Raw genomic sequence first — 20,120 nt, 5'->3', positions numbered from 1 at the left:
TGACATAACATATCCTTTTTCACAGTTTGTGTTATACTGTCAAGGATTAGTATATAGAGATTTATTTTAGTAATATCAAGAAAAAACTAATATTATTATTGAGAAAATTTAATAGAATTTTTATATTCTTTATTGAGTGCTTTAGTTGCCCAAAGCCAGGTTAAGCAAGTAATTATAAATATAATCATTAAACAGATGGAAATAGATTGATAACTAGCGGAAGGTAATATTATAAATACCAATGATTGTAAAAATGCACTACCAGATTTACCGAGTTTTGTACCTATCACGTCGGCAGCAGCTTTGCCTTTTATTTTTATTTCCGGATCTAAAGGAACATAGGCCATTTCTTTTGTTGAATCAAATAAGGTATATTTGCTTGATTTACTAAGCACATTTTGAATAGCACCTATTGTTATAGCAATTAAAGCAGGATCGGTTAGAATAAAATTTGCTATTATTAAGCCGGCAAATCTTTCAAAATTATTAACGGCAAAAAATAATATACCGGTAATAAAAACTATTAAAGGGGTGATAACAGCCGCCGTAAACCAGCCAAGTCTTCTAACTATATTTGAACCAAGTACGACAAATAAAATAGCAAATACTCCGGTATAGCTCAAATAACTTCCTATAAAAGCTGCATATTCGGTTGGAGTTTTATAAATTTTAGTAGCTGCTGCTTTCCAAGGACCTTCTACTAAATTAATGGCAATGCCATAGCAGATAAGCAAAGTTGCAATTAATCTAATATGTCTTGATGATAGAAGCATCTGAAAACTTTCAGCAATAGTCATAGATTTTTTCTTTGCTTTAAATCTGAGTAACGCCATATGCTCTTTGTCTAGTACTTTATGGTTAAGCAACCAAAAAGTTTTAATAGCTATTATTCCTAAAATTAATACTATAGTTAGTATAATTTGTATAGAAAGTGTATGAAAAGACGATTGCAATGCAAATTTATTAGTTACGTAATCATTAATATTACTTAGGTTTTCTAAAAACTGCCCTGCTAAATAAATACCTGTTTGACTAAGTAAACCGAATAACGGATAAAATCTTTTAGATTCTTCTACTGTAGTAATATTATTAACAAACTGCCAAAAAAGTAATGCGAAAACTACGTTTGGCCATAATTCGGCTATTATATAAAATAACGAAAAACTCCATTTTGATAAAAGCAATATAAACCATTTTAAATTAGGTAAACTTACCGTTAAATTTTGAACGGTTACAGGGCTTAAATGCAGCATTTCATGATTTGGAAAAATAACGTAAGCAAAAAGAGCAAAGAATGTTAAAAATATTGATATAATAAGATAAAATATATTTTCTGCTTTCATCTTATTAACAAGCTTTACATATATAGCAGTCATTAAAAAAGCTGACGGCATCACTCCCCAAAACTTCAAAAACGAGATAATCTCGGCACCGACCATAGTAGTAACAATACTATCTTTTAAAGCTCTGATTAGATTTTGGATAAATAAAATACAGAACATTAATAAAGTGATGAATAAAAATTTAGAAACTTCATGGCGTTTTATAGGCCAGATATAATCGGTAAGTTTGGAAAAACAGCTATTGATTTTAGAGGAAGAATTTTTTATATTACTGGGGTTAATCGTCATTATTTGGTCTAACCTATCTTGCTATTGGCTAGAGTTATATGTTAAAGATTTTCTAAATTTAAGTCAAGTTAAAATCAAATTAAAATGAGTAATTATTGGTTAAATATTTATAAACCAAGAGGTATAAGTTCTGCTCAACTTGTTAGCATAGTAAAAAAAATACTCGGTAAAACCAAGATAGGACATGCCGGTACTTTAGACGTAGAAGCGGAAGGAATATTACCGCTTGCCGTAGGTGAAGCTACAAAACTGATACATATGCTAATTGATGCTAGAAAAACCTATATTTTTACCGTAAAATTCGGAACGCAAACCAATAGCGGCGATTATGCCGGTAAAGTAATAGCAACGAAAGATTGTATCCCTTCTCAAGAAGAAGCTTATGCTGTATGTTCTCAATTTATCGGTAACGTAACACAAATACCGCCGGCTTTTTCAGCTCTTAAAGTTAACGGTGTAAGAGCTTATAAATTGGCTAGAGAGGGGAAAAAAGTAGAATTAAAGCCACGGAATATAACTATTTATGATCTAAAATGTTTAAATTTTGATGAGAAAAATGCTACCGCTACATACTATACGGAATGCTCAAAAGGTACTTATATAAGGACTTTAGCAGAAGATTTGGCATTGTCCTTGCAAAGTTTAGGATTTGTGATAGAATTACGCCGTACTCAGGTTGGAATATTTAAAGAAGAAAATGCTATCCGAATTAAATCGCCTGATGAAATTACCAAAAATTCCCTAGAGGAAAAAAGTATAAAGATAGAAGCAATACTGGACGACATCCTGGTTCTTGATGCAACTGACAGCCAAGCACAGCAAATTAAATATGGACAGAAATGTTTATTTAATTATGAAAAAGACTTTAGACATCTTGCCAAATTTGCTTATAGAGAGGAATTTGAAGGAAACATGGAACGCAGCACCACAGCGTACACTTTAGTACGTGAGGATGCGAATACCGGATTGACATACAAATTACCTCTAGAAGTAGAGTTTGGCAAGATGTCTGTTGATCTTTTATGGGTTCGCTATAAAGGCACTTTGCTTGCAATAGGTAGCTTAAACAAGAGTTGCTTTAATTCTTTACGAGTATTTAATTTAACACAAGACTTCTTTTAAAACTGGAAGTCTATATATTTAAGGAGAAATTATCGATGTCGATTACTACAGAACGTAAACAACAATTAATTAAAGAATATGCTATAACGGAAAATGATACCGGTTCAAGTGCAGTGCAATGTGCTATCTTAACTGAAAGAATCAATAATTTAACCGAGCATTTTAAATCTAACCATAAAGATCATACGTCAAGACGCGGATTATTAATTTTAGTCGGGCGTCGCCGCAGATTACTTAACTATATTAAAAAGAATAATGTTAGCAAATATTTAGATTTAATAAGTAAGCTAGGAATTAGAAAGATTAAGTAGTTGGATAATCGTCATTGCGCGCAGCCGTAGGCTGCGTGGCAATCTCATCAAATATCCCGCGATTACTTCGTAATTTTCCTCGCAATGACGTGGTAGAATACAATATAATATAAATTATGAAATGAGATAAATAGATGTTTAACGAAATAACTAAGAGTGTTACATGGAACGGGAAAGTTCTTGAGCTTAGTACAGGTAAAATAGCAAGGCAAGCTGATGGGGCAGTTACGGTAAAAATGGGTAATTCCGTTTTATTATGTACGGCAGTAGTAGCTAACAAAGCAAAAGAGGGCATAGGTTTTTTTCCTTTAACAATTAATTATAGAGAAATGGCATATGCTGCCGGTAAGATACCAGGGGGATTTTTTAAACATGAGGGAAAAGCATCAGATAGAGAAGTTTTAGTATCTCGTTTAATAGATAGACCGATTAGACCATTATTTCATCCGGCTTTTGTGAATGAAACGCATGTAACTTGCAGTGTTCTTTCATATGATCCTGAAACTCCGGTAGATATACTTGCAATTATCGGTGCATCGGCTGCACTTAGCCTATCCCCTGCTCCTTATCTAGAAATAGTTGCGGCAAGTAAAGTAGGTTTAATCAATGGTGAATTTGTTTTAAATCCGACACTTGAATTATTAAAAACAAGTCAGCTTGATTTAGTAGTTGCAGGAATATCAGATTCAGTAATGATGGTTGAATCGGAAGCTCATTTACTCTCTGAAGAACAAATGTTAGAAGCCATAAAATTTGGATTTGAAAGCTTTCAGCCGGTAATAAAGATAATTAAAGAACTAGCAGAAGAAGCTAAAAAACCAAAACTTGAAATGCAAGATTTATATCCTGCTTCATTAAAGAAAGAAATTGAGAAGTTATTTGTAAAAGAAATTGAACAAGCTTTTGCAATTAAATCTAAACAAGAACGTAGCACTAATTTAGATTTAATACCTGAAAAAGTTCTTACACATTTTGTAAGCAACATAGAAAATAAAAAATATAGTAATTATCAAATCGAATCAGCTTTAAAAGCTATTGAATCAGATATATTACGTAACGAGATTTTAGAAAAAAATAGACGTATCGATGGAAGAAGTACCACGGATATAAGACACATTGCTTGTGAAATAGGTTTACTACCTTCCGCACATGGTTCAGCTTTATTTACTAGAGGTGAAACGCAAAGCTTAGTTAGTACTACATTCGGTACTAGTTTAGATGAGCAGATAGTTGACAGTTTAGAGGGTGAGTATAAAGAGCGTTTTATGCTCAATTATATCTTTCCGCCCTACTCTGTAAATGAAGCAATGCCGATGAAAGCACCTAGTCGTCGTGAAGTCGGACACGGTAAACTCGCATGGCGTGCTATTAATCCAATATTACCTAATAAAGTACAATTTCCTTATTCTATTAGAGTAGTTGCCGAAACTACGGAGTCTAATGGTTCTTCTTCAATGGCAACTGTTTGCGGTAGTTCTCTTGCTTTAATGTATGCCGGCGTACCGATAAAAGCACCGGTTGCGGGTATTGCTATGGGACTTGTTAAGGAAGGCAAAAAATTTGCCGTATTATCGGATATTCTCGGCGATGAAGATTATTTCGGTGATATGGACTTTAAGGTTGCAGGAACTAACGAAGGGATTACTGCATTACAAATGGATATCAAAATATCCGGAGTAGATTTTAAAATAATGGAAGTAGCTTTAGAGCAAGCACGACTCGGTCGTTTGCATATATTGGAGCAAATGAATAAAGTTATCAGTAAACCAAATAACGAACTAAGTAAAAATGCTCCTTCTACTACTACTATAAAAATAGATAAGGATAAAATTAGAGATATTATAGGACCGGGCGGTAAAGTAATAAAGGAAATTTGTGAAACTAGCGGTGCTAAAATAGATATAAGCGATGACGGTACGGTGTCTGTTTATGCTTCAGATAGAGATAAGCTAAAAGTTGCCTTAGATAAAATTAAAGCTATTGCCGTTGAACCTGAAATCGGTGCAATATTTAACGGTACGGTAATGAAAGTCTTAGATTCCGGTGCTTTTATTAATTATTTAGGTAATAAAGACGGCTTTGTTCATATTAGTGAAGTTTCAGAAGAAAGAATAGAAACGGTTAGCAGTGTTTTAAAACAAGGCGATATAGTAAAAGTTAAGCTAATAGGCTTTGATAATAAAGGCAAAGCAAAATTAACTATTAAAAATGCCGATAAAGATAAATCTTCAAATAATACAGAGCCAAAAACTAATGTTAATAATGCTAAGGACAATTCAGAACCTGAGCAGCGACGTGATTCTAGTAAAAAACGAGCTTGGAATGAAGATAATAATGCTGAAACTGCTGAAGTAATTACAGAACGTAAGTATTTTAATTGATATGAAGCTTAATCGTCATTGCGAGGAAATTACGAAGTAATTGACGAAGCAATCTCAGGAGTCTGTTATTATTTCATGAGATTGCCGTGCAGCCTACGGCTGCTCGCAATGACGGTTCGGGTATCCACAAAAATAGCTCATAATACTAATAATTTGCTGGATACCGTGGACAAGCCACGGTATAACAATGAGTAAATAAATGACCAACACAAATAATTACCGAATCATCGCAAAGAGGGTTATTTCTAGTGAAGCAAGTGCTTTAGAAAAATTATCCGAAAATATCCCTGAAGACTTTAACAGAATTATAGAATTTTTACTATCTTTCAAAGGACGGATAATCCTAACCGGCATAGGCAAAAGCGGTTATATTGCAAGAAAAATAGCTGCTAGCTTTTCTTCAACCGGTATGCCTGCTTTTTATTTACATCCGGCAGAAGCAAGTCACGGCGATTTAGGTATGGTGACGAGAAATGATCTAGTAATTATGTTATCTAATTCCGGCGAAACTAAAGAACTATTTAATATAATTGAATATTGCAAGAACTCTTCCATAAAAATTGCTGCAATGACAATGAATAAAAATTCTACTTTAGCTAAAAGAAGCGATTTTTTATTAATAGTACCTGAATACCCGGAAGCTTCTGTAATTGGAGCTCCTACTATATCATCTTTAATCATGCTATCACTCGGTGATGCTTTAATGACTGTTATACATGAAAAACGAGGCTTTACTAAAGATGATTTTAAAATTTATCATCCGGGAGGTACAATCGGTGCTAATTTAACAAAAATTAAAAACCTAATGCGTAGCGGTGATGAAATACCTTTAGTATATGAAGATACTTCCTTTGCCGAAACTATAATTATTATGAATAAAAAACGTTTAGGTTGTACGCTTGTAACAGATAAAAACCAAAATTTGGTGGGAATTATAACCAATGGGGATTTACGTCATCATATTAACGATCAAATCCACTTAAAAACAGCATCAAGCATTATGACCAAAAACCCTATTCATATCTCATCGGAAATATTTGCAAAAGAGGCTTTAAATTTAATGAAAGCCAAGAATATCACTAATATACCGATTGTTGATGATAATATTATTATAGGCATTATTCATATTCATGATTTACTACGTATAGGGGTTAGCTAAAATCTATGCCCTCTTCTTATAAATGGCGAAAAAAAATTTGGAAATCTGTATATCTTTTAATAACAGTTGGAATTTTGTATATAGGATATATTTTAATTAAAAGCGGTTATATTAATGAAGAAAACAATATTAACGTTACAAAAAAAAGTTTAAAAGATAATAAAAATTTTGATTTAAAGTATAATATTATATTGAAAGATTCAATTTTTGAAGGAGTAAATAAAAATTTAAATGCGTATAAGATTAAAACTGAACAAGCTATAAAAGAGTCGAATAACAAATATAAACTAGATATAATAAATGCTATTTATAACGTAAATCAAGACCAAACTCTTATTATCAATGCGAAAGAAGGCTTTTTAGATGAAGAATCAAACATATTAGATTTAAAAAACGATGTAAAACTTTTTTTTGATGAGATCATATTTCACACTAACGATGCAAGGATTGATTTAGTAAATAAGAATATAACCGGTCATTCCCCTGCTAAGTTACTTTACAAAAACTCTTCAATTACTTCGGATAGTTTTAATACAAAAGATGAAAATAATATTATAATTTTTAAAGGCAATGTCTCTACAATCATCGATTTATCGGATTAGACATCTTTCCAAACCAGCTTATAGAGAGGAATTTAAAGGAGACATAGAACGCAGCACCGCAGCGTACAAAGAAGTACGTGAGGGTACGAGTACCGATTCGACGTCTAAATTCCCTCTAGAAGCGAAGTTTGGAAAGATGTCTATTATTAAACTTGTTTTACTTCTTATAATTAGTACCATAATATATGCTAATGATAAAAATATTTCAAATTTACATATCACATCTGATAGTTTAATTATTGATAGAACCAAACAAAAAGCAGCATATCTTGGAAATGTTATTGTTTACTTCGATAATGCGATACTTAGAACGAAAGAATTATATATTTTTTATAAAACAATAGATGAAAAGCAAACTATTGATCATATAGTTGTCCCTACTAAATTGACTGTAGAAAGAAAAATAAATAATGAATTATTACTTGCAGATAGTGCTAAATATTTTTGCGATAATAAACAACTTATGCTACTTGGTAATGTAATATTACAGCGTGACGATAATGTTTTAAAAACTAATAAACTAATCTATTATGTAGATATTATTAAGAAATAGAGCTATTTACCGTTGGTACGTCATTGTAAGCGATTGCAAGAAGTGTGACAATCCAGAAAATAATTAAAAAAATGCTAAAGATTAGTATTTTTAACTGGATTGCTTCGTCAATTACTTACGTAATTTTCTCACAATGACGTTGAAAATTAATCCACGCAACAAAATCTTAACAAATAAAAAAGATGGACAGCTTACACGTTAAAAATATATCAAAATCCTACAAAAAAAGGAATATATTAACTGATATATCTCTGAATATAAAACAAGGAGAGATAGTTGGTTTATTCGGTCCAAATGGAGCCGGTAAAACAACTTGCTTTAACATTATTATCGGTTTAATGAAACTGGACTCAGGGCAATTACTTTTAAATGATATAAATATTACCAACTTGCCTATTTATTTACGAGCAAGGCTTGGACTCGGCTATCTTCTTCAAGAACCTTCGATATTTCGGGAATTGTCGGTTGAAGATAATATTAAGGCTGTAGTTGAGATATCTGACAATGATAAAGAAGTAATTGAACAAAAAACCCATAATTTGTTAGAGAAGTTTTCGATAGTTCATTTAAAAGATTTATCCGCTGCTAGCTTATCAGGCGGTGAAAGGCGTAGGCTTGAGATTGCACGTGCACTTGCAATAGAACCTAAATTTATCATGCTTGATGAACCGCTTGCCGGTATTGACCCGCTTGCTATTTCTGATATCAAAAATCTAATTACTTATTTACGTGAATTTAATATAGGTATATTAATTACCGACCATAACGTACGTGATACTCTAGATATAGTCGACCGTGCTTATGTTATTTTTGAAGGTAAAGTATTATTAGAAGGAAGTGCTAAGGAAATAGCAAATAGCAAGAAAGTTAAGGAAGTGTATTTAGGTGAGAGCTTTAGTTTCTAGACTATGCAAGTTCGTCATTGCGGGCGACTTGCAGGTGTTGTTGCATGGATTGTTTTATTGTCATACCCGCGTAGGCGGGAATCCAGTAAAACCTATGAAAACTTGTTTTTTATAGGTTTATTTTATCACACTATGTAGCTTCTATTATTGAAGTTATTTTTCTGGATCCCCGCCTACGCAGGTATGACATAGAGTAGGTTTTCCGAGCCATGCAATAAGGCTCTTTTGTAGGAATGACATAAGAGCCATGTAATAATATTCAAAACAGTTTTCTATGCAAATTAACAAAGAAATTTTTAGGGCTTATGATATAAGAGGCAATAGCCTTAAAGATTTAACGGAAGAAGTAGCTTATAAAATCGGCTTTGGTTTTGCCGAGATGACTATAACGAAAGATAACGATAAAATCTGTGTCGGTTTAGACGGTCGGCTTAGTTCCCCTACCCTTTGTAAAGCTTTAGAACTAGGATTAACTAATGCAGGGGCTGAAATCATAAATATTGGCGTAGTTCCAACGCCAGTTTTATATTTTGCCGATAAACACTTTACGCCCGCCGGTAGTATTATGGTCACGGGGTCACACAATCCTCGTGACGATAACGGCTTTAAAATACTACAAAACAGTAAACCTTTTTTCGGTGATCAGATACAGGAGTTATTGACTAAGATTTTGGATAACTACTCCAATACCACACCAGCATTCCCTTATGTCATTCCTGCGAAAGCAGGAATCCATAATATACAATCTAAATACCTAAAACGTATTTTAGATGGAATAAACATTAATCCAAAATTAAAAGTAGCTTGGGATTGCGGCAATGGAGCAACCGGTGATATTGTTGAAGAACTTAAAAAGCATCTCTCAAACAAGAATATAATCATACATAGTAAGATTGACGGGAATTTTCCAAGCCATCATCCTGATCCTACAAATCCTGTTAATTTGCAGGAGCTAATAAAAGTGGTTAAAGAACAAAATTGTTACCTTGGTATAGCTTTTGACGGTGACGGTGATAGAATCGGCATTATAAGCTCAAGCGGTAAAATATTATTCGGTGATCAAATTTTATGCATTTTTGCTGAGGATATTTTAAAGGAAAATCCAAACGCAACTATAATAGTTGATGTAAAAGTCAGCCAATTTATAGTCGCTAAAATAAAATCATATGGAGGACATCCTATAATATGGCGAACAGGTCATCCTTTTATTAAAAGCAAAATGCTTGAGACAAAGGCTTTACTCGCTGGCGAAATGAGCGGGCATATATTCTTTGCCGATAAATATTTTGGTTTTGACGATGCAATTTATGCAGCTCTTAGATTTTTAGATTTACTTAGTAGATCAAGTAAAACTCTAGATGAGATAATAGAGGATGTACCAAAAAGCTATAGTACACCGGAAATTAAAATTTTTGTTCCTTCAGAGTTAAAATTACAAATTATTAAAGAGATTAAAGAAAAATCATTAGAAGAGAAAATAGAGTTTAATGATATAGACGGTGTACGGGTAAATACTGCACATGGTTGGTGGCTCTTGCGTAGCTCTAATACCGAATCTATTATAGTTGCAAGGGCTGAATCAGATAGTAAGAATGGTTTAGAGGAAATAATCACTATAATTAATAAATATCTTGAAAAATACGGGTTATTAATTAATTATTAAAACATTATTGCTTTCTAAAATATTATTTTATATATTTTTCTTACATTAAATATTAACATTGAGGCACCATTAGTAATAAAACATAAAGACCTTGAGCCTACTGATAATCCTCTCATTTTTAAACTTAACAGTGACGTAGCCGCATCTCTAACGGTTTAAATAGTCTAACCATTGACTACAGTGATGCAGGCTTATTTAGTGGTCCAACTATTAGTTATAACAACAAACTTGGTACAATAACATTTAGTGGACCAGCAGATAGTAATGCTAATACTGAGACTTTAGGCAATACTATTAATACTGATGAAACCGTTTAAGGGTATGAGGTCATTCCTGCGAGGCGTTGTTACATGGATAGGTTTTTCCGTCATTGCGAGGAGTTGCGTTAGCAACGACGCGACAATCTCATAAGATAATATAAAAAAACTCTTGAGATTGCCACGCCATCATAAATGCTGGCTCGCAATGACGATACAAGTTTGTATTTATTAGTTAAACAAGTGACAAAGAAAGAAATATACTCAAATGATTTGGAGAATGGGAATGTAAAACGAGGGGCGAGTACGCACAGCCTATATTTAATAGGTGATCCGAAGTTTTGCAGAAACAACTCTTCAAAGCAGAAGAGTATAATTATATTATGCGGGCCGACTGCTAGCGGGAAGTCTTATTTAGGTCATGAACTGGCTAAAGCTTATAACGGCGAAATCATTAATATCGACTCAATGCAGGTTTATAAGGAAATTCCTATTATTACTGCCTCCCCTCCGCAAAGCTACAAAACTGAAATCTTGTATCACTTATATAACTTCTTATCAATGACAGAAGATTTCTCGGTAATAAAATATCTAAAACTTGCGACAGAAAAAATAAAAGAAATAACCGACAGGGGTAAGCTACCTATATTAATAGGTGGAACGGGTTTATATATCAATTCTTTAGTTTTTGGCTATAATAATATTCCTGATATATCAGAAGATTTACGAGAACAGGTAAGAAACTTACATGTTAAAATAGGCAATATAGAATTATGGGGTAAATTAGAGAAGCTTGATCCGCTTGCTGCTTCTAAAATAAACCAAAATGATACTCAGCGTTTAATTAGAGCTTATGAAGTATTCATGCAAACCGGTAAATCTATTTTTTCTTTTCAAACTTTGCCAAAAGAACAAATCTTGTCTGATTTTAATTTCAAAATTATTTTCTTAAATCCTGAGCGAAAATTTTTATATAAAACATGTGATGAGCGTTTAGATAAGATATTTAAAGAAGGGGCAATTGACGAAATAGCTTTAATAAAAAAGCAATTTGCTCCTAAAAATTATACGAATTTGAAAGCTGTAGGGATAAAAGAAATTTTAGCTTACTTAAACGGCAATCTCACTTTAGATGAGGCTTTAAATGCAGCTCAAATACGAACCCGCCAGTATGCTAAAAGACAAGTTACTTGGTTTAAAAATCAGATACAAGATAAAATCACATTGGAATATGCTAACCAAGAAGAATTTACTCAAACTTTAAAAAACCCTTAACTATATAGCTTATCTACGTATTTCTTCTTTCTTTTTATTATTGGAAATAGGAGTAATGGAAAGTGTATTTGTCTTAGGTCCTACAATATTAATCTTACTATTTAAATTTGAGACGATACTTTGTGCTTCTTTTAATACATCAGCCGGAACTTTATTTTCTAATTCTGGTTTCTTATCAGATTTTTGATTAAAATAACCAACTCCCGCTTTAACAACATTTAGTATTTGTTTAATAATATTCAGTGCTTGCCCTTCTTTCCAAACTAAACTACATATACTAGTAGCAACATTAATATATTTTTTATTTTTTTCTAAGATTTGAATCAGCTTATCCGGTTGATTGAGCATAGGTGTTAGTATACTATCTTTCTTATCGAGCTTATTTATACCGGGTACATCTTTTAAAGTTTTATCTAAAATACCTGTAAATATTTCCTTATTATCGTTTAAATATTTTTTGATCTCGGGATTATCTTTAGTTAACATTACCAATTCTTTAGCTATTCCCGTATAATCACCTTTAACAAATCCATCAAAAACCTTTTTTAATGATTCAGGATTATCAAGTAATATAGGCATTACGTTCGTAAGTTTTGTAGTATCTTTTGTTTCTAGTCCATAATTTTCAAGCTGCTGTTTTATAGTTTGGCTATTTTTTTCATCTTGCTCTTAAATATCTTTAATTAAATTATCGAATAAACCCTCTTTACTTTGCTCTACTAATATATTTTAACTTAAATGAAGGTTCGTTAAAAGCAGTAATTACATGGCTTGTTACGGTTATATCATCGCCTTTATTTATATCTGTAATAATAGCATGTGCAATTTCCGGTTTTGACATAACTTCACCTACTATACTAAACATTAGTTTATCGAAATTATATTCTTTCGTCATGCTTTGTATATTCGGAGTATTTTCAATAATAGCTGAGGCAATATCTGGCAAGACTGTTTTATTATCAGAAAAAAAACTTTTTAATTTATCGTCACCCGCTACCATTTCTAAAGATTTCTCAAGAGCCACCATTACTCCTTGATTTGTATTCAGAGTATCAAAAATCTCTGTTGTTTCAGGCATTTTATTTAATAAAGTAGGAATAGTATCTACAATACTCAGATCAACTTTATAGCTTTCAAAATATTCTTTTAAGAAAGGTTTAGCTTGTTCTTTAGTTTCTATTAAGAAACCTTCTATAATTATTTATTTTTCAGGAGATAATTTATTAAACCTTTTTAGAGCATTAGGATTGTTTATATTTTCAGCCAGCTCTTGTTTAAACTCAGGATGTTCATTAAATATTTTTATAACTTTTGCATATGTGTCATTACTTTGAGGTTTTTGTAATATATCATCAAAAGCTTTTATATAGTCGCTTGGAAGTATTGCAGTTATGTAATTCCCAATATCGTTACCTTTTTCATTAAAAAATTTTAAGCAATTTTTATCCGTGGATAACATTCCTAATGTTTTAGGAAGTTACTTTATTATAGTCCGGTACTTCTTGCTTTATCTCAAGTGCAATTTCTTGAAGGCTTTTAAGTACAGCATCATTTTTAAAACATTCTTTTAATGTTGTAAGACCCTTGTGATCTAGAAAACTACCTTCTTGAAATTCTCTAAAACCTGCTTTTGCTAAGATTTGTCCTATTTTTGGTAAATCATCAGCATGCTTTTTTAGAAAATCCTATATTTCGGATTTTTCAAGAACAGATTTTTGAAACTTTGAATCAAGATATATATCAGAGGAGCTTGCAAGTTTAACAAAATTATAACTATTTACGGGATTACTGAAGGCAAACTTCGCACCTTTTAATAATGCTTCTATACTAACTGGTAATATTTTTTTCTTTGGAGATGCAAGGTCATAAATAAAGCTTATCAATGCCTTGCTGCATCAGGAGAAGATAATGTCCTTTTAACAGTTTTATTAAAATTCTTTAATTTAATATCTTTAATGGAATTTGTAACTGCCATAAAAATAATGCAATATATTTAATTACATAAACATTAAATTATCTTAAAATTGATTCAAAGAAATAAATTAAGCACTACTTAAATATTTTAATTTATATTACATAATATGGTAATTAAATCAATTTGATCTAAGATTTATGGAGTTATCTGTGTATTTGTTTACTTTTTGTAGGTAATGATGCGTAAGTATGTGACTTATCGTGATTATCTACTATATGCACTTTACTATCTAAATTTGAAACTATATTTTTTGCTTCTTGTAAAATATTTAATTTATTAATATTTTCAAACTCATTTTTAAAGTTATCTTTTAACTGTTCATTGAAGATTTCTTTTGGTAAATAAATTCCACCGGTAATAGTGCCTACCCCAGTATATTTAGATTTAGAATTTAAAGTAGAGGCAATATTACTTGCTAACTTTTCTAGATTTTGTGGCTCTAAAAAATTATTTATATTATCAGGATTTTCTTTAGAATATTCAGAAACGATAGGTTTTAGCATCTGATTCATCATGTAAAAATCTTTACCTCTATTATCACCTTTATCAAAAAGTTTTTGTGATATTTTCTCGCTTAAAATATTTGCCAATAAATTACTCTTAATATTTTGTTTATTTGCAATATTTTCATATAAAGGGTTCAATATTTGTAATGGAGAATTTACATGATTTGTAATATGTTTATATTGATTTGTTTTAGGAGTAGCTAGGTTAGTAACCATATTCATAGGTAGTGAATTTAGTTTTTCTATAATATAGTCTTTAATCGTTTGATTTTTTTCATATAATCTTTTTACTTGTTGAGCAAATTTTTTTTTACTAAGTACATTTCTTTTTCCTTCAGCTTGTATTTGTAAAAATACTTTATCAATTGCCTTATCAATTAATTTTGCTTGTTGTTCTTTAATTAGTTTAGGTACTAAAGGAGGGATAGCCTTATCAAGATTGTAAGTATCAGTAAGTAGCATTAAATTATCAGGTAATTTAGCCTCTGCTAAATTAATATTTTTAAAATTACAATCTTTTAAAGAAGTTACTTTAGTTAAATCTGCATTTTTTAATGATACGCCTGAGAAGTCGATATTAGATAAATTACCTACTAATATAGCTCCCTCTAAGCTGAATTTTCCATTTTGTATTTTATGTAAATTATTTCTAAGAGTAATTTCATCTATAGTTTTATCTTTAAAATCTTGTGATGGACTAAATACGTCTTTTACTTTTTCAGTAGCATAGCTAAAACCTGCTTTTATAATATTCGGCAATTGCCCTTCCAAATAATTTGTTTTTTGAGCTAGATTATATATAGCACTAGCAGCCCCACGATAATTACTTTTTTCAACCTCTTCTATAACTTTAACTAATTCATTAGGATGGTTTAACATTGATGGAAGTACATTATATAATTCTTTCTTATCAAGGTTATTTATACCTGGTATTTCTACTAAAGTTTTATCTAAAATACTTGCAAATATTTCTCTATTATTGTTTAAATATTTTTTAATTTCAGGATTGTCTTTAGTTAAAGCTATTAACTCTTTTGCCATTCCCGTATAATCACCTTTAATAAAATCTCGAAAAACCTTTTTTAATGATTCAGATTTATCAAGTAATATAGGTATTATGCTCGTTAGTTTTGTAACATCACTCGCTTCCAGACCATAATTTATAAGTTGTTGTTTTATAGTTTGGCTATTTTTTGCATCTTGTTCTAAAACTCCTGTAATTAAATTATCAAATAGACCTTCTTTACTTTGCTCTACTAATATATCTTTTAATTTAAATGAAGGATCATTAAGGGCGGAGATTATATTACCGGTTAAACTCATATAATCGCCTTTATTTAAGTCTGCAATAATCTCATGGGCAATTTCCGGTTTTGACATAACTTCGCCTACAATACTAAGCATTTGTTTATCAAAATTATATTCTTTTGTTATGCTTTGTACGCTAGGAGTATTTTCAATAATACCTAAAGCAATATTTGGTAAGATTGTTTTATTATTAGCAAAAAAACTTTTTAATTTATCATCACCAGCTACCATTTCTAAGGATTTCTCAAGAGATATCATTACACCTTGATTTGGAGCATTAAGAATATCAAAAATCTCTTTTGTCTCAGGCATTTTATTTAATAAAGTAGGAATAATATCTAAAATTTTAAGATCAATTTTGTAGGTTTCAAAATGTTCTTTTAAGAAAGGTGTAGTTTGTTCTTTTGCTTCTTCTAAGAAATTTTCAATAATTATTTGTTTTTCAGGGGATAACTTATTAAATCTTTTTAGAGTATTAGGATTGTTTATATTTTTAGCCAGTTCTTGCTTAAAATCAGGATGTTCATTAAATATTTTTAATAAATTTTTCTTTTCGGATTTTTGTAATATATCATCAAAAGTTTTTATATAATCGCTTGGAAGTATTTCAGTTGCTCCTGTACGTATGTATTTCGTAATATCTTCACTCTTTTCGTTAAAGAATTTTTGGAAGTTTTTATCGGTAACCAGCATATCTAAAGTTCTAGAAGTCACTTTATTCCAGTCCGGTAGCTCTTGCTTTACTTCAACTGCAATTTCTTGAAATTTTTTAAGTACTTGTTCATTTTTAAAACATTCTTTTAGTATTTCGAGTCCCTTTTCATCTAAAGCACTCTTATCTTGAAATTCTCTAAAGCCTGCATTTGCTAAGATTTGACCTATTTTAGGCAAATCATCCGAATGTTTTTTTAAAAATTCCCATATTGGAGATTTTTCAAGAAGTGATTTTTGAAATTCCGGATCAAGATATATCTTAGAAGAGTTAGCAAGCTTAACAAGATTATAAGTATTTACAGGATTAGTTAAAACAAATCTTGCTCCGAGTAACATAGTTCTTAAGCTTATACTCTTTGAAGATGATAAGTCCTTAATTGCACTCTTTAGTGCTTTATTAGCTTTAGAAGAAGATAAAACTTTTTCTACAACTTTTTGATAGTTTTTATTATTTATAACAGCCATAAAATTACTCGAAATTTTTAAATATTCTAAATCTATTTTAAAAAATTTTTAAAAATAAAGATCAGGTATTTTTAATTTTTTGTTATTGTTGTTAATATGTATACTTCGACACAACATGTGCAACATCCAAGGACTTACAAAGACATGGCTGCCAATTTTTCAAGTGCTATCTGAGTATATTATTTAGCCTCCGCTTTTGGCATCCATCTCAGTGAATACTTCTTCCCAAGAACCGGTAGTCGCTGCTTTTGAATATTCAGTTGCTCTATTTTCAAAAAAGTTCGTATGTTCGACTCCGTTTAGCATTTCATCAAGCCAAGGAAGGGGGTTATGATTTACCAAATATACATCTTTGAGTCCTAGCTGCATTAAACGACGGTCGGCAATATAACGAATATATTGTCTTACTTCATATGCCGTTAATCCCTCAATACCGCCAACTTCAAAAGCAAGTTCAATAAAGGCATCTTCAAAATGCACAATAGTCGTACAAGCTTCATAAATACGTTTACGTAAAGTTTCTGTCCAAACTTCAGGGTTTTCTCTTACAAAAGTCTTAAACAGAGTAATAATTGAGTTAGTATGAAGTGTTTCATCACGCACTGACCAAGCAATAATCTGTCCCATACCTTTCATTTTATTAAAACGAGGGAAATTAAGCATGATCGCAAAAGAAGCAAATAGCTGTAATCCTTCAGTAAAAGCTCCAAATACTGCGAGTGTAGTTGCTATATCTTCTTTGGCATCCACTCCGAATTGCTGCATATAATCATACTTGTCTTTCATTTCCTTATATTTAAGAAATGCTGAATATTCTACTTCCGGCATACCTACCGTATCAAGTAAATGTGAATATGCCGCGATATGTACCGTTTCCATATTAGAAAATGCCGATAACATCATTAATATTTCAGTCGGTTTAAATACTCGTGAATAATGCTTCATATAGCAATTATTCACTTCAATATCTGCCTGTGTAAAAAAACGAAATATTTGCGTTAATAGATGTTTTTCCCCTGGAGTTAAGTTATATTTCCAATCTTTAACATCGTCGGCAAGCGGTACTTCTTCCGGTAGCCAATGAATTTTTTGTTGAGTGTGCCAAGCTTCATATGCCCATGGATATGAAAACGGTTTATAAATTGGACTTGCATCAAGTAGTGACATAATTTTTCTTCTTTTAATTTTTCTATTTCTTCTTTTGAAAGCTTAGTCACCTTGTTTTATCTGTAAACAATTTTTTAAATGCTACATCATTTGTTGGGTCTAAATATCTTTGCATAGTTATATTATACTTACTGACAAGCTAAGCATTCTTCGTAGTTACCGGCTTCTGCTAACTTATCGTTTTGTTCCTCTAAATCTTTAAAATCGGCCTTTAATACGTCATGCGAGACCTTATCGGCTCGCTGTATTGATGTCGATCTACAGTAATATAAACTTTTTACTCCTTTTGTCCAGGCTTTAAAATGAATATTATTTAAATATTTCTTACTAACATTCCCCGGTAAAAAGATATTTAAAGATTGTGCTTGCGTAATGTAAGGAGTACGATCGCTTGCCAGTTCAATTAGCCAATTCTGATCAATTTCGTAAGCGGTTTTGAAAACCTGTTTTTCTTCTTCGGATAAAAATGTTAAATGTTGTACTGATCCTTCATGTGTTGCAATCGAAGACCAAACTTGATCATTATTAAATCCTTTCTCCTCTAATAACTTTTCTAAATGTTTGTTACGCACGTTAAAAGAACCGGTTAAAGTCTTTTGTACAAAGCTATTAGCGGCAAACGGCTCTATTCCGGGTGAGGCATTACCTGCTATTACCGAAATTGAGGCGGTAGGTGCTATTGCGGTTTTATTGCTAAATCGTTCATTACTTCCTGCATCTAGAGCATCAGGACATGCTCCCTTTTCTTTACCGATTTCTATTGAGGCTTTATCAGTTTCAGCAGATATATATTCAAATATTTTTTTATTCCAAACTTTTGCCATAACCGATTCTATCGGTACTTTTTTCATTTGCAAAAATGAGTGGAAGCCCATTACGCCAAGTCCAACGCTTCGCTCACGTAAAGCCGAATATTTAGCTCTTGCCATAGTATCCGGTGCTTTATTAATAAAGTCTTCTAAAACATTATCAAGGAACAACATAATAGAATGGATAAATTCTTTATCATCTTTCCACTCTTCGTAATACTCTAAATTTAAAGAGGAAAGGCAGCAAACAGCAGTTCTTGACTTTCCTAGATGGTCAATTCCCGTCGGCAATGTAATTTCGCTACAAAGATTAGACATTTTAACTTGAAGCCCTAATTTTTTATGATGCTCAGGGAGAGATTTATTAACACTATCGATAAATAACAAGTAAGGCTCACCTGTTTCTATTCTAGTAGTTAATAACTTAACCCATAAATCTCTTGCTCTAACTTTATTTACGACTTTTTTGGTAGCAGGACTAACAAGGTCAAAATCCGTATTGTTTTCAACTGCTTTCATAAATTCATCGGTTATAGCTATACCGTGATGAATATTAAGAGCTTTACGGTTAACATCCCCACCTGTCGGACGTCTTATATCGATAAATTCTTCAATTTCAGGGTGATTAATAGGCAAATATACAGCCGATGAACCTCGTCTAATAGAACCTTGCGAAATAGCAAGAGTCATAGAATCCATTACTTTAATAAACGGTATAATACCGGATGAATGACCTTTATCACGAATCCCTTCATTAATAGCACGAACATTACCCCAATAACTGCCAATCCCGCCACCGCGTGCAGCAAGCCAAACATTTTCTATCCATAAATTTACTATATCGTCTAAGCTATCATCGGTCTCATTCAAGAAGCATGAAATAGGAAGTCCCCTATCCGTTCCGCCGTTACTTAAGATTGGTGTTGCTGGCATAAACCACATTTTACTCATATATTCATATAACTTCTGAGCATGCTGTTTATTTTCGGCATAATAACTAGAAACTCTTGCAAATAAATCTTGAAAATCCTCACCTTTCATAAGATATCGATCTCGCAGAATAGCTTTACCGAAAGGAGTAAGTAAATTGTTATGGTTGTTGTTTATAGTTATTTGAAATTTATTTTTTTTAAGCGTGTTCATTATAGGTACTAATGGGGTTGTAGGCGTTATTTATAATGCTTATTTTGAAAAAATGACACCATATTCAGGGTATAGAATCTTCACTAAGTAGACACGAGAATAATAATTTATTCAATATAAATATTTATTTTTTTTTAGATTTTCGACTTGACACAAATCACTCTTGATTACTAT

The 20,120-nt window shown here is 31.6% G+C and carries 18 protein-coding genes and 1 pseudogene; 11 read left to right on the top strand and 8 right to left on the bottom strand.

All coding sequences use genetic code 11. The features are described 5' to 3' along the window. Positions 1–95 precede the first annotated feature (95 nt). Positions 96–1,631 carry an NTP/NDP exchange transporter Tlc4 gene (gene tlc4 / locus O6R16_RS05195; protein WP_499680293.1) on the bottom strand — a complete coding sequence of 512 codons (1,536 nt, stop codon included), beginning with the start codon at positions 1,629–1,631 and terminating at the stop codon, positions 96–98. Between the two features lie 84 nt (positions 1,632–1,715). On the opposite strand from tlc4, the gene truB reads away from it, so the two are divergent. The 11 genes and pseudogenes from truB to miaA all read left to right on the top strand — a co-directional run bounded on the left by truB (position 1,716) and on the right by miaA (position 11,859). Beyond that, positions 1,716–2,753 carry a tRNA pseudouridine(55) synthase TruB gene (truB, locus tag O6R16_RS05190; protein WP_499680292.1) on the top strand — a complete coding sequence of 346 codons (1,038 nt, stop codon included), beginning with the start codon at positions 1,716–1,718 and terminating at the stop codon, positions 2,751–2,753. Positions 2,754–2,788: 35 nt separating this feature from the next. Beyond that, the gene (gene rpsO / locus O6R16_RS05185; RefSeq protein ID WP_004995678.1) at positions 2,789–3,064 is read left to right on the top strand and encodes a 30S ribosomal protein S15; all 276 of its coding nucleotides are present in this window, start codon (positions 2,789–2,791) and stop codon (positions 3,062–3,064) included. A gap of 134 nt (positions 3,065–3,198) precedes the next feature. Beyond that, the gene (pnp, locus tag O6R16_RS05180) at positions 3,199–5,445 is read left to right on the top strand and encodes a polyribonucleotide nucleotidyltransferase (protein WP_499680291.1); all 2,247 of its coding nucleotides are present in this window, start codon (positions 3,199–3,201) and stop codon (positions 5,443–5,445) included. Between the two features lie 199 nt (positions 5,446–5,644). After that, complete coding sequence (locus O6R16_RS05175) at positions 5,645–6,604, top strand: KpsF/GutQ family sugar-phosphate isomerase (RefSeq protein WP_499680290.1); 960 nt, start codon at positions 5,645–5,647, stop codon at positions 6,602–6,604. Positions 6,605–6,609: 5 nt separating this feature from the next. Further along, entirely contained in the window at positions 6,610–7,206 is a 597-nt protein-coding gene (gene lptC / locus O6R16_RS05170) for an LPS export ABC transporter periplasmic protein LptC (RefSeq protein ID WP_499680289.1), read from the top strand. Between the two features lie 136 nt (positions 7,207–7,342). Next, the gene (locus O6R16_RS05165; RefSeq protein ID WP_499680346.1) at positions 7,343–7,759 is read left to right on the top strand and encodes an LptA/OstA family protein; all 417 of its coding nucleotides are present in this window, start codon (positions 7,343–7,345) and stop codon (positions 7,757–7,759) included. A 182-nt stretch (positions 7,760–7,941) separates the two neighbouring features. Continuing rightward, positions 7,942–8,664: an LPS export ABC transporter ATP-binding protein gene (gene lptB / locus O6R16_RS05160; RefSeq protein WP_014014342.1), complete on the top strand. Its 723-nt coding sequence runs from the start codon at positions 7,942–7,944 to the stop codon at positions 8,662–8,664. A gap of 3 nt (positions 8,665–8,667) precedes the next feature. Continuing rightward, entirely contained in the window at positions 8,668–8,802 is a 135-nt protein-coding gene (locus O6R16_RS05155) for a hypothetical protein (RefSeq protein ID WP_499680288.1), read from the top strand. A 136-nt stretch (positions 8,803–8,938) separates the two neighbouring features. Further along, complete coding sequence (locus tag O6R16_RS05150) at positions 8,939–10,327, top strand: phosphomannomutase/phosphoglucomutase (RefSeq protein ID WP_499680287.1); 1,389 nt, start codon at positions 8,939–8,941, stop codon at positions 10,325–10,327. 42 nt (positions 10,328–10,369) lie between these two features. Further along, a pseudogene (locus O6R16_RS05145) lies at positions 10,370–10,644 on the top strand (hypothetical protein); the annotation flags it as partial. Positions 10,645–10,779: 135 nt separating this feature from the next. Further along, positions 10,780–11,859 carry a tRNA (adenosine(37)-N6)-dimethylallyltransferase MiaA gene (miaA, locus tag O6R16_RS05140; protein WP_499680286.1) on the top strand — a complete coding sequence of 360 codons (1,080 nt, stop codon included), beginning with the start codon at positions 10,780–10,782 and terminating at the stop codon, positions 11,857–11,859. A 9-nt stretch (positions 11,860–11,868) separates the two neighbouring features. On the opposite strand, the gene O6R16_RS05135 is transcribed toward miaA, so the two are convergent. The 7 genes from O6R16_RS05135 to O6R16_RS05105 form a co-directional block, all read right to left on the bottom strand. After that, positions 11,869–12,345, bottom strand: coding sequence for a hypothetical protein (locus O6R16_RS05135; RefSeq protein ID WP_499680345.1), 477 nt, complete (start codon positions 12,343–12,345; stop codon positions 11,869–11,871). A 220-nt stretch (positions 12,346–12,565) separates the two neighbouring features. Then, positions 12,566–12,937 carry a hypothetical protein gene (locus O6R16_RS05130; RefSeq protein WP_499680285.1) on the bottom strand — a complete coding sequence of 124 codons (372 nt, stop codon included), beginning with the start codon at positions 12,935–12,937 and terminating at the stop codon, positions 12,566–12,568. Positions 12,938–13,060: 123 nt separating this feature from the next. Next, positions 13,061–13,318: a hypothetical protein gene (locus O6R16_RS05125; protein ID WP_499680284.1), complete on the bottom strand. Its 258-nt coding sequence runs from the start codon at positions 13,316–13,318 to the stop codon at positions 13,061–13,063. 226 nt (positions 13,319–13,544) lie between these two features. Then, complete coding sequence (locus O6R16_RS05120) at positions 13,545–13,742, bottom strand: hypothetical protein (protein ID WP_499680283.1); 198 nt, start codon at positions 13,740–13,742, stop codon at positions 13,545–13,547. 235 nt (positions 13,743–13,977) lie between these two features. Further along, positions 13,978–16,827 (bottom strand): pentapeptide repeat-containing protein, encoded by a 2,850-nt coding sequence (locus tag O6R16_RS05115; protein WP_499680282.1) that lies wholly within the window; start codon positions 16,825–16,827, stop codon positions 13,978–13,980. Positions 16,828–17,010: 183 nt separating this feature from the next. After that, complete coding sequence (locus O6R16_RS05110; RefSeq protein ID WP_032074220.1) at positions 17,011–17,994, bottom strand: ribonucleotide-diphosphate reductase subunit beta; 984 nt, start codon at positions 17,992–17,994, stop codon at positions 17,011–17,013. A 128-nt stretch (positions 17,995–18,122) separates the two neighbouring features. Then, complete coding sequence (locus tag O6R16_RS05105) at positions 18,123–19,946, bottom strand: ribonucleoside-diphosphate reductase subunit alpha (protein ID WP_499680281.1); 1,824 nt, start codon at positions 19,944–19,946, stop codon at positions 18,123–18,125. Positions 19,947–20,120: the final 174 nt, after the last annotated feature.

This window comes from Candidatus Rickettsia tasmaniensis (genome assembly GCF_036857515.1).
Taxonomy (GTDB): Bacteria; Pseudomonadota; Alphaproteobacteria; order Rickettsiales; family Rickettsiaceae; genus Rickettsia; species Rickettsia rickettsii.
This window is presented reverse-complemented; position numbering and strand designations above follow the sequence as displayed.

Bases quoted from the DNA above. Each gene is read 5' to 3' on its own strand.
- tlc4 (WP_499680293.1), bottom strand. From the start codon at position 1,631: ATGACGATTAACCCCAGTAATATAAAAAATTCTTCCTCTAAAATCAAT.
- truB (WP_499680292.1), top strand. From the start codon at position 1,716: ATGAGTAATTATTGGTTAAATATTTATAAACCAAGAGGTATAAGTTCT.
- rpsO (WP_004995678.1), top strand. From the start codon at position 2,789: ATGTCGATTACTACAGAACGTAAACAACAATTAATTAAAGAATATGCT.
- pnp (WP_499680291.1), top strand. From the start codon at position 3,199: ATGTTTAACGAAATAACTAAGAGTGTTACATGGAACGGGAAAGTTCTT.
- O6R16_RS05175 (WP_499680290.1), top strand. From the start codon at position 5,645: ATGACCAACACAAATAATTACCGAATCATCGCAAAGAGGGTTATTTCT.
- lptC (WP_499680289.1), top strand. From the start codon at position 6,610: ATGCCCTCTTCTTATAAATGGCGAAAAAAAATTTGGAAATCTGTATAT.
- O6R16_RS05165 (WP_499680346.1), top strand. From the start codon at position 7,343: ATGTCTATTATTAAACTTGTTTTACTTCTTATAATTAGTACCATAATA.
- lptB (WP_014014342.1), top strand. From the start codon at position 7,942: ATGGACAGCTTACACGTTAAAAATATATCAAAATCCTACAAAAAAAGG.
- O6R16_RS05155 (WP_499680288.1), top strand. From the start codon at position 8,668: ATGCAAGTTCGTCATTGCGGGCGACTTGCAGGTGTTGTTGCATGGATT.
- O6R16_RS05150 (WP_499680287.1), top strand. From the start codon at position 8,939: ATGCAAATTAACAAAGAAATTTTTAGGGCTTATGATATAAGAGGCAAT.
- miaA (WP_499680286.1), top strand. From the start codon at position 10,780: ATGCTGGCTCGCAATGACGATACAAGTTTGTATTTATTAGTTAAACAA.
- O6R16_RS05135 (WP_499680345.1), bottom strand. From the start codon at position 12,345: ATGTTAACTAAAGATAATCCCGAGATCAAAAAATATTTAAACGATAAT.
- O6R16_RS05130 (WP_499680285.1), bottom strand. From the start codon at position 12,937: ATGCCTGAAACAACAGAGATTTTTGATACTCTGAATACAAATCAAGGA.
- O6R16_RS05125 (WP_499680284.1), bottom strand. From the start codon at position 13,318: ATGTTATCCACGGATAAAAATTGCTTAAAATTTTTTAATGAAAAAGGT.
- O6R16_RS05115 (WP_499680282.1), bottom strand. From the start codon at position 16,827: ATGGCTGTTATAAATAATAAAAACTATCAAAAAGTTGTAGAAAAAGTT.
- O6R16_RS05110 (WP_032074220.1), bottom strand. From the start codon at position 17,994: ATGTCACTACTTGATGCAAGTCCAATTTATAAACCGTTTTCATATCCA.
- O6R16_RS05105 (WP_499680281.1), bottom strand. From the start codon at position 19,946: ATGAACACGCTTAAAAAAAATAAATTTCAAATAACTATAAACAACAAC.